The 13,869-nt window shown below is 71.9% G+C and carries 14 protein-coding genes; 1 reads left to right on the top strand and 13 read right to left on the bottom strand.

What is annotated here, in order from left to right; translation table 11 throughout:
* Positions 1-7: 7 nt before the first annotated feature.
* From AB0383_RS05045 to AB0383_RS05055, 3 genes are all read right to left on the bottom strand, one after another.
* The gene (locus AB0383_RS05045; RefSeq protein ID WP_366185254.1) at positions 8-604 is read right to left on the bottom strand and encodes an MmgE/PrpD family protein; all 597 of its coding nucleotides are present in this window, start codon (positions 602-604) and stop codon (positions 8-10) included.
* Positions 601-1,932 carry an MmgE/PrpD family protein gene (locus tag AB0383_RS05050; RefSeq protein ID WP_364190724.1) on the bottom strand — a complete coding sequence of 444 codons (1,332 nt, stop codon included), beginning with the start codon at positions 1,930-1,932 and terminating at the stop codon, positions 601-603. Before AB0383_RS05050 ends, AB0383_RS05045 begins: the two co-directional genes overlap by 4 nt.
* 74 nt (positions 1,933-2,006) lie before the next feature.
* A complete protein-coding gene (locus AB0383_RS05055; RefSeq protein ID WP_366185257.1) occupies positions 2,007-2,900 on the bottom strand; it encodes a LysR substrate-binding domain-containing protein in 894 nt (297 codons plus the stop codon).
* A gap of 228 nt (positions 2,901-3,128) precedes the next feature.
* On the opposite strand from AB0383_RS05055, the gene AB0383_RS05060 reads away from it, so the two are divergent.
* Positions 3,129-4,412 (top strand): MFS transporter, encoded by a 1,284-nt coding sequence (locus AB0383_RS05060; protein ID WP_366185259.1) that lies wholly within the window; start codon positions 3,129-3,131, stop codon positions 4,410-4,412.
* Here AB0383_RS05060 and AB0383_RS05065 read toward each other — a convergent pair.
* From AB0383_RS05065 to AB0383_RS05110, 10 genes are all read right to left on the bottom strand, one after another.
* Positions 4,378-4,803 carry a hypothetical protein gene (locus AB0383_RS05065; protein WP_366185261.1) on the bottom strand — a complete coding sequence of 142 codons (426 nt, stop codon included), beginning with the start codon at positions 4,801-4,803 and terminating at the stop codon, positions 4,378-4,380. The genes AB0383_RS05060 and AB0383_RS05065 overlap by 35 nt on opposite strands.
* 626 nt (positions 4,804-5,429) lie before the next feature.
* The gene (locus AB0383_RS05070; protein ID WP_366185263.1) at positions 5,430-6,008 is read right to left on the bottom strand and encodes a TetR/AcrR family transcriptional regulator; all 579 of its coding nucleotides are present in this window, start codon (positions 6,006-6,008) and stop codon (positions 5,430-5,432) included.
* Between the two features lie 14 nt (positions 6,009-6,022).
* Positions 6,023-7,318 carry a chloride channel protein gene (locus tag AB0383_RS05075; RefSeq protein WP_366185265.1) on the bottom strand — a complete coding sequence of 432 codons (1,296 nt, stop codon included), beginning with the start codon at positions 7,316-7,318 and terminating at the stop codon, positions 6,023-6,025.
* Between the two features lie 3 nt (positions 7,319-7,321).
* Entirely contained in the window at positions 7,322-7,744 is a 423-nt protein-coding gene (locus tag AB0383_RS05080) for a nuclear transport factor 2 family protein (RefSeq protein WP_364182334.1), read from the bottom strand.
* Positions 7,745-7,818: 74 nt separating this feature from the next.
* Positions 7,819-8,976, bottom strand: coding sequence for an acyl-CoA dehydrogenase family protein (locus AB0383_RS05085; RefSeq protein WP_364182337.1), 1,158 nt, complete (start codon positions 8,974-8,976; stop codon positions 7,819-7,821).
* Positions 8,977-9,037: 61 nt separating this feature from the next.
* Positions 9,038-9,772, bottom strand: a complete 735-nt coding sequence (locus tag AB0383_RS05090) for an SDR family oxidoreductase (protein ID WP_364182340.1) — start codon at positions 9,770-9,772, stop codon at positions 9,038-9,040.
* Positions 9,773-9,817: 45 nt separating this feature from the next.
* Positions 9,818-10,996, bottom strand: coding sequence for a thiolase family protein (locus AB0383_RS05095; RefSeq protein WP_366185268.1), 1,179 nt, complete (start codon positions 10,994-10,996; stop codon positions 9,818-9,820).
* A 137-nt stretch (positions 10,997-11,133) separates the two neighbouring features.
* Entirely contained in the window at positions 11,134-11,712 is a 579-nt protein-coding gene (locus tag AB0383_RS05100) for a TetR/AcrR family transcriptional regulator (RefSeq protein ID WP_366185270.1), read from the bottom strand.
* 106 nt (positions 11,713-11,818) lie between these two features.
* On the bottom strand, positions 11,819-12,547 hold the full coding sequence (locus AB0383_RS05105; protein WP_366185272.1) for a DsbA family protein: 729 nt from the start codon (positions 12,545-12,547) through the stop codon (positions 11,819-11,821).
* 295 nt (positions 12,548-12,842) lie between these two features.
* A complete protein-coding gene (locus AB0383_RS05110) occupies positions 12,843-13,817 on the bottom strand; it encodes an NADPH:quinone oxidoreductase family protein (RefSeq protein ID WP_366185274.1) in 975 nt (324 codons plus the stop codon).
* Positions 13,818-13,869: the final 52 nt, after the last annotated feature.

The following is a 13,869-nucleotide window of genomic DNA, read 5'->3' on the forward strand; positions in this document are numbered from 1 at the left end:
GCACGGCTCAAGACTCACCCCTCGGCCCCATCAACGCGAACAAACCCCGCCGACCCGACAACGGATCCTCAGCCGCCGTTACCCCGTTGCGCGCCAGCAAAGCCGCCTCCACGCCCGTGGCGGCGGCGTGCCCGAGCTGCGCCGCGCCGAGCGGTGTGCCCTTCACCGCGGACAGCCCGGAGGCCTGGGTCGCCGCAATTCCGATGGCGTGGCGCAGGGCGGGGCCGCGCAGGTCGAGGACGCGGGCCGCCGCCGCGGCCGCGGCGACCGTGCCCGCCGTGGTTTCGAGGCACCAGCCCGCAGCGGCGTGGTCCGGGCCGAGGCCGTCGGCCACCGCGCGGGCGACCGCGTAGCCGGCGACGACGGCGTCGGTCGCGCCGTCCAGCGCGGCGACGGCGGCGACCACCGCGGCCCACTCGAGGTGCAGTTTCGCCGCCGCCGTCCCGAAAAGGCGGGCGCGGGCGGTCGACCGGCCGGCCACCGGGCCCAGCGCTTCCCGCACCGCGCCGGCCGGTTCGGCGGCCCGTACGAGCGCGAGCGCGATGGCGACCTCCGGGGAGTCGGCCACCGGGGCGTGGACGAGGGACAGGATCTCCTCGGTCACGCGACCACCGCGTCGAGCAGCGCGCCGAGCCCGGGTGCGGTGGCGAGCCCGTCGACGGCCGCCGCCAGCTTGCGGGCCGCGCCGGCGCCGAGCACCGGTTCGACCAGGCTGTCGACCTTCCTCAACAATTCCTCGTCGGTGAGCGGTCGGGCCTCGCTGCCGCGCGCGTGCTCGACGTGGACCTCCACCGGATCCTCCCCTTCCCGTTCGACGCGCACTGTCGCCGCGTCCCGCGGGCACTCGGCGACCGGCACGAGCTTCGTCATCTCGCGCAGCCGGGTCACGTCGGCGGCGGCCGCGCGCTCGTCGGAGAACTGGCGCAGCCCGGCCTCGCCGTCGAGCAGGCCGACGGCCGCCGCGTGCCGGGCGCTGAAGCGCGCCTGCAGGCCGTCGACGGGCTGGGCGCGGCCCATCAGCTCGGGCACCAGCGGGTGGCACCGGATCTCGACGGCCGTGATCGAACGCGGCTGCTCGATCAGCGCGGACGCGGCGACGGCGGCGTCGATCGCGGGGTGCGCCACGATCCCGCACGGGTAGGGCTTGAACGTGTTGCGCTCCAGCTCCCACGCGCCGGTCCAGGCGCGCCGCAGCTGTTCGTAGCGAGGCTCGGCGAACACCGGCAGCACGCCGCCGGGGCCGAGCGGATCGTCGGGTGCCGGCAGTCCGGCGGCCGCCAGCCGCGCCGCGAACACCCCCGTGGCGGCGGCTTTTCCCGCGTGCAGCGGTTTGGTCATGGAGCCGAACGCTTCACGCTGGCCGAGCGTGCCCGTCGCGGCGATGCCGAGCGCGTGGCCGAGCTGTGTCGCGTCGAGGCCGAGCAGGTGGCCGGCGGCGACGGCCGCGCCGAACACGCCGCACGTGCCGGTGATGTGCCAGCCGCGGTCGTAGTGGCTGGGCGAAATGGCAACCCCGATCCGCAGCTGCGCCTCGCACCCGAGGGCGAACGCGGTGAGCGCCGTGGCGCCGTCGGGAGCGGTTTCGGGGGCGAGCGCCAGCACGGCGGCAAGGGCGGTGGCGCCGGGGTGGATCACGGTGTGCAGGTGGGTGTCGTCGAAGTCGTCGAGGTGCCCGGCCGTGCCGGTGACGATCGCGGCCCACTCGGGGTCGAGCCGTTCACCGCGGCCGGGAATCGGGACGACACCGGTGGCCCCGAGCTCGGCCGCGGTGGCGAGCACCGCCTCGACCGCCGGGGTGCGAGCCGCACCGATCGCCGCGCCGAGCACGTTGAGCAGACTGCGCCGCGCGGCCCGGGCCACCGCGTCGGGCAGCGGCGTTTCGGCTGCTTTCCGCGCGTGCGCGCAGAAGAGCCGGGTCGAGTCGGAAGCCATCCGAAGATCATTTCAACGCCGCCCGCCGCGAACAACGACAACCCCGCGCCGGTCCGTTGCGAAAATCGCAACGGTCAGTCGCCGCCCCGCGCCACCGCGACGCTCGTGAGCGCCCGCACCATCGGCGTCGCAGCGGACTTTTTGCGGTGCGACAGGAAAATCGTGCGGTGACAGCCCTCGTCGGCGATCGGGATCCGCACGACGCGCGGGTGGTGGTGATCGGCCATCCGGCCCGGCACCACGGAAACGCCGAGCCCCGCGCCGACCATCGACTCGACGACGAACGGGTCGCTGCCCTCCACCGTCACGCGCGGCACGAACCCGGCACGGGCGCACGCACCAGTCAGGTGCGCGCGGCTGCTCGCGCCCGGCGCCATGGCGACGAACGACCGGTCCTTCGCTTCGCGCAGGTGCACCACATCACGGCGGGTCAGCGGATCCCCGATCGGCACCGCGAGCAGCAGGGGTTCGGTGAACAGCGGCAGCACCACCACGTCGGGGTCGGCCGGGGCGGCTGAGCCGAGCACCACGTCGGCGTCGCCGCGCAGCAGGTGGGTGACCGCGTCCGTCGCGGAGCTCTGGTGGCAGCGGAACCGCAGGTCGGGGTGGCGTTCGAGGAGGCCGGCCAGCACCTCGGGCACGAAGCCGAGCCCGAGGGAAAACGTGTGCGCGATCCGCAGCACCTGCCGCAGATCCCCTGAAGCGGCGCGGGTGGTGACGATCGCGTCGGCGCGCGTGCGCAGCACCGAGCTCGCCTCGCGCGCGAGCACCCGGCCGGCTTCGCGCAGCCGGACGCGGCGCCCGTGCTGCTCGACGAGGTCGACCCCGAGCTTGCGCTCCAGCGCGCGGACGCTGCGCTGCACCGTCGTCGCGTTGACGCCGAGCTCCTCCGCCGCGCGGACGAAGTGCTCGTTCCGGGCGAACGCGAGGAAAACCTCGAAGTCGCGAAAGGACACTTCGTCGCTCACCACCGTTGTTCTACTCGTTGCGCACCGGCGCGGGCAGCAGGCCGCGCCGGGCGGGGCAGGAGCGTTGCCTCACAGCCCGCAAGGGCTTGTACCGATCGGTCGGTACGGCTATAGTTCCGCGCAACATCCCAGGTCACGGGCTTGAAGATCGCCGGCCTGGTCCGTCCGCCGCTGGTCCGGGACCCGTGGCGGCCACCACCGGCACGCCGTTCGCGTGCCGTCTCCCCAATGACGTCGGAGGTAGTTGTGGTTGTCGAGCAGCAGCAGGCGACGCGGGTCAGACCCGCGCGCGTGGCGTTCGCGAGTTTCGTCGGCACCGCCGTCGAGTGGTACGACTTCTTCATCTTCGGCTCGGCGGCCACACTCGTCTTCAACGCCCAGTTCTTCCCCACGCTCAACCCGCTGGCCGGCACCCTGGCGGCCTTCGCGACGTTCGGGGTCGCCTTCGTGGCGCGCCCGCTCGGCGGCATCGTGTTCGGTCACTTCGGCGACCGGATCGGCCGCAAGCGGATGCTCTTCCTGTCGCTGCTGCTGATGGGCGGCGGCACGGTCGCCATCGGCCTGTTGCCGACATACGGCCAGATCGGCGTCGCCGCACCGATCCTGCTGGTGCTCGTGCGGCTGCTGCAGGGCTTCGCCGTCGGCGGCGAGTGGGGCGGCGCGGTGCTGATGGCCGTCGAGCACGCCCCGCCGCACCGGCGCGCGTTCTACGGCAGCTGGCCGCAGGCCGGGGTGCCCGCGGGTCTCGTGCTGTCGGCGTCGGCGTTCCTCGCGGTGCAGCAGCTGCCGAAGGACCAGCTGCTGAGCTGGGGCTGGCGCCTGCCGTTCCTGGCGAGCGCGGTGCTCATCCTCGTCGGGCTGTACGTGCGGTCGCGACTCGAGGAGTCCCCGGAGTTCAAGCGCCCCGACGCGCCCACGTTTCCGTTGAGGGACACCCTGCGACGATCACTGCGCGCGGTGCTCGTCGGGATTTTCGCGCAGGCGGGCACGAACATCCCGTTCTACATCGCGAGCGTTTTCGTGCTGTCGTACGGGCCGAACTCCGCGGGGGTGTCCCGGGGCACGGTGCTGACCTGCCTCATCGTGGCTTCACTGGTCGACATCGCGGCCGTGCCCTTGGTCGCCGTCCTCGCCGACCGCATCGGCCGCCGCAAGGTCCTCCTCGCCGGCGCGGTGTACTCGGCCGCCGTCGCGTTCCCCTTCTTCTGGCTCCTCGACACAGGCGCGCCGGCCGCGGTGCTGCTCGCGATGTTCCTGCTCGCAACCCTGGGCCACGCCACCACCTACAGCGCGATGGCCGGCTTCCTCGCCGAACTGTTCGGCGCGGAACACCGCTACACGGGCGTTTCGGTCGCGTACCAGGTCGGTGGCTTGATCACGAGCGGCCCGGCGCCGTTCATCGCGGCCGCGTTGTTCGCGGGGTTCGGCGGGTCGTGGGTGATCGCGCTGTACATCGTGGTGGCGTGCGCGATCACGTTCACCGCTCTGCTGCTGGCCCCCCGCCGGAATTGACCGCGCGCAGGACGACGTCGCGGGTGTGGTGAGTGCCCTCCGGCCCCGGCCGATTCCGGGGCCGCGACTCGTGGACCAGGATCGTCCACTCCTCGCCGAGGAGCCGCGCGATCTCGTCGGGCCGGTAGTAGCCGCCGTAGTCCACGCCCTCGTCGCCGGGATCGTGTCCGGCGACGAGCAGCGTGCCCCCGGGCGCGACCGCCGCGAGCAACCGGTGCAGCGCCTCGTGCTGCGGCCGGTGCGGCAACGGAAAGTACTGCGCCGACACGAGATCGAACACCCCGGCCGGCAACCCGACGGTGCTCAAATCGGCCCGCGTCCACGCCACCCGCCCGGCCACGTCGGCCCCCGCTGCCGCACCCCGGCGCAACGCCGTCTCCGCGACGTCCACCGCCACTCCCGGCGCGCCAGCCACACCGCGTCGGCCCCCTCCCCGCACCCGACGTCCAGCGCCTCCCCCGGCGCCAGCCCCGCGGCCTCCGCCACGAGCACCTCGTTGGGCTCGCCGCTGAACACCTGCGGGCGACCGCGGTACATCTCGTCCCAGGACTGCGTGTTCATGTGCCTCGCCTTCGTCTGTCCGCCGGGCACCAATCTGCCGAGTGGGCGACCTTCTCGGCAAGCTTCATTGCCGAAACGGCAACGCCCCTCGCGATGCCCGGTAGGCTCCGGGACGTGCCGGAATTCGCTTGGGTCGAACTCGATGGGGAGCTCCAGCGCGAGCTGTGGGCCGAGTTCGCCACCGAATTCGGCTTCGGGCCGTGCACGAGTCGGCCCAGTACCGGCCGCACCGCGTCACGGACATCACGGATCTCGACGGCTGGGAGTACACCCACTACCCCAACGGGGACTACCTGATCTTCGTGTCGAAAGGACCTGTCGTTCGGCATCGTCGGCAACCACCACGAGGAGAGCCTGTGTTTCTTCGGTGAGGCCGCCGTGCCGGCGGCCACCGAGTTGAACCGCGGGACTCTCGGCCCTCTGCTCCGCCGTGACGGGCAGACCATGAGACAGGCCTCAGCCACCGAACAGTGACGTCACCAGGGTTTCCGCGATCGCCCGCAGCTCGTCCGGCTCGTAGCGCACCCGTTCCATCACCGCGAGACCGCGTGTGGTGCTGACGACGAGCCGGGCGGCGCCGTGGAGGTCCACGGGGGACTCGACGCCGTCGTCCAGAGTGGACAGCTTGGCGTGCACCAGAGTTTCCAGCTCGTGCAGCAGCGTCCGCACGGCGGACTCCGCGCGGGGCGACTCCGTGGCCGCTTCGATGGCGGTGCGGGTGGAAAGGCAGCCGTGGGGCGGGGTGCCGGCGGTGAAGGTCTCGATGCAGTAGTCGAAGAACGACAGGAGGGCCGCGCGTTTCGTCGGCCGGTCGAGGGCCGCGGAGGCGCCGGCGAGGAAGTCGGCTGTGTATTCGCCGAAGGCGCGCAGGAAGATTTCTTCCTTGCCGCCGTAGGCGTTGTAGAGGGAGCCGCGCTGGACGCCGGTGCCGGTGGCCAGGTCGAGCATCGACGTGGCGCGAAAGCCGCGGTCGGTGAAGACGTCGAGGGCGCGCGAGAGGGCCGCGCGCTCGTCGAACTGGCGTACGCCCGCCATGGAACCCCTTTCCCCTACTCGCCGGCCAGCCTAGTCGGCTCCGGAAGATCGAAGACGCCGTGCCTCGTGAGCAGCCCGGTCAGCCAGCCCAGCGCCGTCGCCAGCACGATCGGCGGCAGCAGGTCGAGCCCGCTGAGCTCGACCGCGAGCACGACGGCCGTCGCCGGTGCCTTCGACGCCGCGGCCAGGCACGCGGCCATCCCCGCCGCCGCGCCGCCCGCGATGGGCAACGCCGAGCCCACCGTCGCCCCGACGAACAACGCCGGCCCGATCGTCCCGACCACCCCGCCCGCCCCGACGGTCACCCCCGTCGTCACGACCTTCACCACCGCCAGCACCAGCAACACACTCAGCCCGCCCGCCGCGGCCCCCGGCTGGCCGACGCCGGCGACACCGGGCACCGCGAACACGATCAGCCCGACGGCCACCCCGCCGACAACAGCGCGGACCCAGCCTGAGCAGGCCCAGCGAACGAGAGCCCTGGGCCGGTCCGGCCGAGCAGCACCCACCGCGGCACGAGCATCGCCAGAGCCACCGGCGACAACCCCAGGTCGGCCCGGGCCATCAGCCTCGCCCATCCAGTCCTCGTCGGCAACGAAACGCCGCGAGCCGGCCACGCCGCGAACCCACCCGGACCACGCCCCACCGACGTACAACGACCACGCCAGCACCACACCGAACAACCCCGCCACCACACCACCGAACGCAGACCCGCCCACCGCGACATCCGGCAGCCGCAGCGGTTCACCCGGCAGTGCCCAGCCCGTCAGCGCGCCCGCGGCCGAGCCGATCGCCACCGCGACGAGCTCCGCCCCGCCGAGGCCCTCGACGAGCACCTCCGCCACGAGCACCACGCCCGCCAGCGGGGCGCCGAACGAAGCCGCCACCCCGCCCGCCACGGCGGCAGCCGCGACGGGACGCACCGAAGCAGGAGGCAGCCGCACCGCGCGGGCCAAAGCGGACCCCAGCGCCGCCGAGATGTGGACGACCGGGCCTTCCGCGCCACCCGAACCGCCGGAGCCGAGCAGCACGCCCGACGCCAGCGCCTTGGCGCCCGCGACCCGTCCGCGCAGGGGTGAGCCCGCGAACCCCTGGCGCACCTGGGGAATCCCGCCGCCACCGGCATCCGGTACGAAGCGCACCACCGCCACGCACAGCAGCGCCCCGGCGACCGGCGCGAGCACGACGACGGCGGGCGGCGCACCGGCCACCAGCGACCGGAGCGCGCCCACCGTCTGTCCGAACGCGACAGCCGCGACCCCGGCGACCGCGCCGGCCAGGGCGGCCGCGAGTAGCAGGCCCGAGCGCACGCGTCAGGCCGCGAACAGTCGCTGGTGCAGCTCGTACGAAGCCCGCTCGACGTGGTTGTGAACCAGCTTGCCGTCCTCGATCTCCCACACGGCGGTGCCGCTGAAGGAGATGGGGCGACCGTCCGGTTCGGACCCGAGCACGCCGTTGTTGCGCCCGTGCACGTGCCACCGCGAGGCGACGCGGCTGCCGTCGTGGTTCTCGAACGTTTCGACGATCTCCAGCTCCAGGTCGTGCACCTGCTCGAGGAACGCGCCGATCCAGGCCTTGAAGTTCTCGCGGCCCTCGATGCGCACGCCCGCGTTGGTGATCACGAAGTCCTCGACCACGAAATCGTCGGCCGCGTCCGGGTTGTGCCCGTTCCAGACCTCGTTCCAGAACGATTCGACCAGCTCCGCCGAGTTCGGCACAGTGACCTCCAAAGTCATGTTTGACATTGCTGTCAAAGATAGCTCCGGGACGTGCCGGTCGCGCCTGTTTGCGAGCAGCACCACACCAACGGCTAGCCGGCGAACGCGTCGGCGAACCGGTAGCCCTCCAGCAGCTCCCGCGCGGCAACCAGGTACTGGATCGTGGGAGTGCCCTCCTCCAGCCAGTTGAGGCGCGCGTCGCGGTACAACCGCTCGATCGGGTACTTGCGGGTGTAGCCGATGCCGCCGTGCACCAGCAGTGCCCGGTCGGTGACGCGCCCGACGGCCTCCAGCCCGAACTGCTTCAGCAGCGAAGACTCGGCCGGGATCCGCTTGCCGGCGTCCCACTTGGCCGCGGCGTCCGCCAGCATGCCGCGCAGCGCGTACACGTCCGCCGCCATCTCGGCGAGGTAGCGCTGGATCGCCTGCCGCGACGCGATCGGCTTGCCGAACGTCACCCGCTCCTGCGAGTACTTCACCGAAAGCTCGAGCGCCCGCGTCGCCGTACCGAGCGAAGACGCCGCGATGAACACCCGGCTGACCTCAAGCGCCCGCTCCAGGTGCGCACCGCCCTCACCCTCGGCCCCGACCAGCGAAGACGCGGGCACCCGCACGTCGGTGAACGTCAGCTCGCCGTGCTCGGCGCCCTTGCAGCCCATGGTCTCCGGCAGCGGCGCGATGGTGAACCCAGGCGCGTCCCGGGGCACGATGAGCGCGGAGACGTCCACTTCGGACGTCTTCGCGAACACCAGGAAGTGTGACGCGATGTCGGAGTTGGTGATGAGCCACTTGCGCCCGTTCAGCACGTACTCGTCACCTTCGCGACGAGCCACAGTGGACAGATCGGCGCCCGTCCCGTTGCCGGGCTCGGTGAGTGCGAATGCCAGGGACTTCTCACCCGTCGCCGCACCCGGCAGGATCTCGTTCTTCTGCGCGGCGTTCCCGATCTCCGACAACGCGTGGGCGAACGAGTTGTGGACGTGCACGATCGCCCGGATCCCGCCCTGGATCTTGGCGAACTCGGCGAGGATCGGCAGGTACTGCGCGATCGACAGGCCGGAGCCGCCGTACTCGCGCGGCACGATCAGGCCGAACGCGCCGCACGCGCGCAGCGCCGGCAGCACCACGTCGTAGGGGATCTTCTCAGTGTCCTCGATCTGGTGTTCCAGCGGGTCGAGCTCGTCCCAGATCGTGGCGAAGACGGCGTCGCGCAGCTTGCGGTAGTCGTCTTCGGGCAGGCCAGTGGTCATCGGTTCCTCCTTGAGTTCGCAGTCTCGGGTTTCACGGTCTCGGAATTCACGGTCTCGGAATTCACAGCGTCCAGCCGCCGTCGGCGGCGAGTACCGCGCCCGTGCAGAAGGTGGCGTCCTCGGCGAGGAACACCGCAGCGCGGGCGATCTCCTCGACAGTGCCGAAGCGGCCGAGCACGGTGGCGTCGGCGATCTTCTGCCGCGCCCCGTCGGGAATCGCGGCGGTCATGTCGGTCTCGACGAATCCGGGCGCCAGCACGTTCACGCGCACCCCTTGGGGCGCAAGCTCTTTCGCCAGCGACCGGGCGAAGCCCACCGCCGCGGCCTTCACGCTCGCGTACGCGGTGTCACCGGGGAAGCCGACCGTTCCGACGGCTGACCCGACGAGCACGACGCTGGGGTTTGCGCCCTCGGCCAGCCACGGGATCGCGGCGCGCACCAGCGCGGCCGTGCTGCGCAGGTTCTCCTCGATCACGCGCCACCAGTCGCCGGGGTCGGCGCGGGCGAGCTTGCCGCCGTGCCACACCGCGGCGTTGAGCACGAGCGAGTCGAGCCGGCCCCAGTGCCGGGCGACCTGGTCGACGAGCGCCTCGGCCGTGTCGGGCGCGGCGAGGTCGAACGCCACCGGCAGCACCCGGCCGGGCGCGTCCGCGGCCAGCTTCACGACGCGGTCCCCGCCGGAGCGATACGTGCCGGCGACCCGCAGCCCCCGGTCGAGCAGCTGCCGCGCGATGCCCTCGCCGATCCCTCGTGAAGCACCGGTGATCAGCGCGACCCTGGCCTCTTCTGCATTCATGAATTGATTGTACCGATCGGTCCAGACGGATAAGTGTGACAAAAATCAGACCCGTTCGACGATCGTGGCGTTGGCCATGCCGCCCCACTCGCACATCGTCTGCAGCCCGTAGCGGGCGCCGCGGTGTTCGAGCGCGCCGACGAGCGTGGTCAGGATCCGGGCGCCGCTCGCCCCCAGCGGGTGGCCGAGCGCGATCGCTCCCCCGTGGACGTTGAGGCGTTCGGCCTCCACCTTGGTCTCGCGCTGCCAGGCCAGCGGTACCGGCGCGAACGCCTCGTTGACCTCGAACAGGTCGATGTCGTCGACAGTCAGCCCGGCCCGCGCGAGCACGGTGCGCGTGGCCGGCACGACACCCATGAGCATGAGGATCGGATCGTCGCCCACCACGGCCGTCGTGTGGATCCGGGCGCGCGGGGTGAGCCCCAGCGCCTCGGCCTTGGCCGCGCTCATCAGCAGCACGCCGGCCGCGCCGTCGGACAGCGGCGACGAGTTGCCCGGCGTGATCTTCCAGTCGATCTCGGGAAACCGGCTCGCGGCGGCTTCGTCCACGAAGGACGGCCGCAGCCCGGCCAGACCGTCCACCGTGGTCGACGGACGGACGGTCTCGTCGGCCGCGAATTCCGGCGCCTCGGCGACCGTGACCAGGTCCGAGGCGAAGAGTGAACGCGATTCAGCGGCACGACGGTGGGATTCCGCGGAGAACGCGTCCAGCTCGTCACGGCTCAGCCCCCACCGCGCGCAGATCAGCTCGGCGGAGATCCCTTGCCCGACGAGCCCGCCGGGAAACCGCTGCACCACTCGCGAGCCGAGGTGGTCGGCGCCCTGGGCGTCGGAGTGCATCGGCACGCGCGACATCGACTCCACGCCGCACGCGATCACGACGTCGGCCGCGCCGGCCTGGATCGCGTGAGCGGCGAAGTGCACCGCCTGCTGGCTCGAGCCGCACTGCCGGTCGACCGTGGTCGCGGGCACCGACTCCGGGAACCCGGCGGCCAGCACGGCACTGCGGGCCGGGTTCACGGCCTGCTCCCCCGCTTTGGTCACGCAGCCGCCGATCACGTCGTCGACGAGCGCGGGGTCGAGGTCGTTGCGCGCGACCAGCCCGGCGAGGACGTCGGCCAGCAGGTGTACGGGGTGGACGTGCGAGAGCGCACCGCCCCGCTTCCCCCTGCCGACGGGGGTGCGCAGCACGTCGACGACGACCGCGTCGCGTGGTGAAGTCATGGGTCCTCCCGGAGTCCGACGCTGGAATCACCGGGGACGATACCTGTATGGACCGGTCGGTACAAGGATTCAGGCACACGGCTGCCCGCACCGGGAATTCGATCAGGAAAACAAGAAACGAGCCGAATGCGCCCGGGTCAGGCGCGGATTCCCTCGATCAAGGCGTCGAGGAACATGTCGGCGACCTCGTCCGGCGTCAGCTCGCCCCCGGGCTCGTACCAGAGGTAGGTGTAGTTGAGCATGCCGAGGATGCCCTTCACGAGCAGCCGCGGGGTCTGGCGCAGCACCTTGGCGCGAACGCCGTTGTCCAGCGCCTGGCGCCAGTAGCCCTCGTAGCGCTCGCGCGCGGTGATCACGTGGTCGCGCCACTCGCCGGTCAGCGCCGTGTACTCGCGGAAGAACACGGCCCACTCCGAGCGGTGCTCGGCGATGTTGCGCAGCAGCCCGCGGGCCATGCGCCGCAGCAGCTCCTCGGCGGCGAGGTCCTCGTCGAGCAGCTGCTCGGCGTAGGCGTTCATGGAGTCGACCTGCTCTTTGCTGATCGAGTAGAGCACGGCCTCTTTGCTGCCGATGTAGTGGTACAGCGCGCCCCGCCCGAGACCGGCGGCGGTGCCGAGCTCGGCGATCCCGGTGCCGTGGTAACCGTTCCGCGCGAACAGCTCGGCCGCAATGCCGATCACGCGTGCCCGGTTCGCCTCGAATCCCGTCACCGTCATCTCGCCGACGCCCGCCTTCACCCCTCGTGGACCGAACGTTCCAAGGATATCCGCCGGCGGCCCCACCCCAGCGCAAGGGCGAGGTCCCGGCAGGTCGACCGGCGTCTCACTTCTTCTGCCGACGGCTCCCGCCGTGCCAGTCCTCCTGCTTGCCGGCCTCGCCGGCGCTCACGCCGAACGCCGGCAGCTGCGGCTGCTCGCGCAGGCTGCGCTTGAGCTCGGCGAAACCCGGGAAACGCGACAACGCCACGACGTGGTCCCACAGCTCGACGGCCTCGTCGTCAGAGGGCAGCCGGCTGATCACCGGGCCGAACAGCGCGGTGCCGCGCGGCGGCTCGAAGTGCAGGATCGGCGTGCCGACGTCCTTGCCCGTCAGCGTCAGGGCGACGTCGGTCTCCGCCTGGATCACGGCGTCCCAGGTGTCGTCTTCGAGCGCGTCGGCATACTCGTGCGGAAGCCCGCAGGCGTCGAGCGCTGTGGTCGCGAGGTCACGCACCCCGCGGTGCACCGCCGCGGCCGTGCCACCGGGCACGGCGTCCTGCTCGAACGTCTCCTGCCCCAGCTTCTCGTAGAACGCGCCGATCGGCTCGGGTCCGTGGTCGCGGCGGATGCGCGCGGCCACGCGCAGCAGCTTCAGCCCCGACGTGTGCGACTCCTCGTACTCCGGTGGGAAGTGCGCCGCGTAGTCGATGTGCGAGTTCAGCAGGCGCAACGAGATGAACCGCCACTCGACGTCGTACTGCTTCAGCCGCGCGACGGTGCGCACCCACTTGCTCGTCATCCAGGCGAAGGGGCAGACGGGGTCGAAGTAGAAGTGCAGATCGGGGTCGCTCATGGGACGAGCGTACCCGCCGGACGCTCCCGTACCACCCGGTCCACGCCGGGCCGAGGCGCCATGGGCCAAGACACAACCGAAGTCCGCTCGCCAGACCGGCACCTGCTTGTACCGATTGATACAAGCAGGTGCGACGTACGACGCGCTCGCCGAGTTTCCGCGGCGCTCGGTGCACTGGCGACGGTGCCGAAACCGACCGTCAGCGCTCGCCACCGAGGACCGCGCGACCGGGATGAAGTCTTTCCTCGAGAACGGCGCCGGGAAGGCGAAATTCGCTGGGCGCCGAGCACGCCCGTCAGAACGTCAAGACGCTTTTCCCCTTCGTCCGGCGGGATTCGAGGTCCAGTAGGGCCTGGGCGCCGTCGGCGAAGGGATAGGTGCGGCCGAGCACCGGGCGGACGCGGCCGGTGCTCGTGAGCACCGCGAGCGCGGCGCCGACACGGTGGATCAGGCCGGGATCGTGGGCCGCGTAGTGGCCCCAGGCGACGCCGACGGCCGAGATGTTGCGCAGGAGCAGGCGGTTGACGGCGACCTGCGGGATCCGCCCCTCGGTGAAGCCGACGACGAGCAGCCGGCCGCCGGGGCGCAGCAGCCGCAGGCTTTCGTCGAAGCGGTCGCCGCCGACGGGGTCGAGCACCACGTCGACCCCGCCGGTGCGCTCTCGGACCTGCTCGGCCCACCCATCGGCGCGGAGTACCTCCGTGGCGCCGGCGCGGCGGGCGACCTCGGCCTTGGCGTCGTCACTCACAACCGCCAGCACGCGGGCGCCGAGCGCGAGCGCCACCTGCACCGCCGCCGTGCCGACGCCGCCCGCCGCACCGTGGACGAGCACCGTCTCCCCCGGCTCCAGCCGGCCGCGCTCGGCGAGGCCGAAGTACGCGGTTTGATAATTGACCATCAGCCCGACACCGTCGGTGAAATCGAGGTTCCCCGGCAGCGGCACGACATTCGCGGCCGGGACGCCGACCGCCTCCGCGTAGCCGCCTCCGTGGCCGGTGAAGGCGACCACCCGGTCGCCCGGCGCGAAGCCCGATCCAGCGGCGGCCCGGCGCACCGTCCCGGCGACCTCGAGTCCCGGCGCGAACGGCGGGTCGGGCCGCACCTGGTAGCGCCCGTGGGTGAGCAGCAGATCGGGAAACGTCACGCCCGCGGCGCGCACGTCGACCACTACTTCCGCGTGGGCTCCAGGCGCGGGCAGTGTGCCGAGCCGCAGGGCACTGGGGCCGGTGGGTTCCGTGACCACGAGGGCGCGCACTTCGCCGGTTTCCATGAATGGACAGTACTTGTTTATACCGATCGGTACAAGCATAATTGCGTCTTCA

It is taken from the genome of Amycolatopsis sp. NPDC051373 (assembly GCF_040689465.1).
Taxonomy (GTDB): domain Bacteria; phylum Actinomycetota; class Actinomycetes; order Mycobacteriales; family Pseudonocardiaceae; genus Amycolatopsis.

What these genes read in the sequence shown, in the direction of transcription:
- AB0383_RS05070 (WP_366185263.1), bottom strand. Translation starts at nt 6,008, where the DNA reads ATGGCGGGCGTACGCCAGTTCGACGAGCGCGCGGCCCTCTCGCGCGCC.
- AB0383_RS05080 (WP_364182334.1), bottom strand. Translation starts at nt 7,744, where the DNA reads ATGACTTTGGAGGTCACTGTGCCGAACTCGGCGGAGCTGGTCGAATCG.
- AB0383_RS05085 (WP_364182337.1), bottom strand. Translation starts at nt 8,976, where the DNA reads ATGACCACTGGCCTGCCCGAAGACGACTACCGCAAGCTGCGCGACGCC.
- AB0383_RS05060 (WP_366185259.1), top strand. Translation starts at nt 3,129, where the DNA reads ATGACGTCGGAGGTAGTTGTGGTTGTCGAGCAGCAGCAGGCGACGCGG.
- AB0383_RS05100 (WP_366185270.1), bottom strand. Translation starts at nt 11,712, where the DNA reads ATGACGGTGACGGGATTCGAGGCGAACCGGGCACGCGTGATCGGCATT.
- AB0383_RS05050 (WP_364190724.1), bottom strand. Translation starts at nt 1,932, where the DNA reads ATGGCTTCCGACTCGACCCGGCTCTTCTGCGCGCACGCGCGGAAAGCA.
- AB0383_RS05095 (WP_366185268.1), bottom strand. Translation starts at nt 10,996, where the DNA reads ATGACTTCACCACGCGACGCGGTCGTCGTCGACGTGCTGCGCACCCCC.
- AB0383_RS05105 (WP_366185272.1), bottom strand. Translation starts at nt 12,547, where the DNA reads ATGAGCGACCCCGATCTGCACTTCTACTTCGACCCCGTCTGCCCCTTC.
- AB0383_RS05110 (WP_366185274.1), bottom strand. Translation starts at nt 13,817, where the DNA reads ATGGAAACCGGCGAAGTGCGCGCCCTCGTGGTCACGGAACCCACCGGC.
- AB0383_RS05090 (WP_364182340.1), bottom strand. Translation starts at nt 9,772, where the DNA reads ATGAATGCAGAAGAGGCCAGGGTCGCGCTGATCACCGGTGCTTCACGA.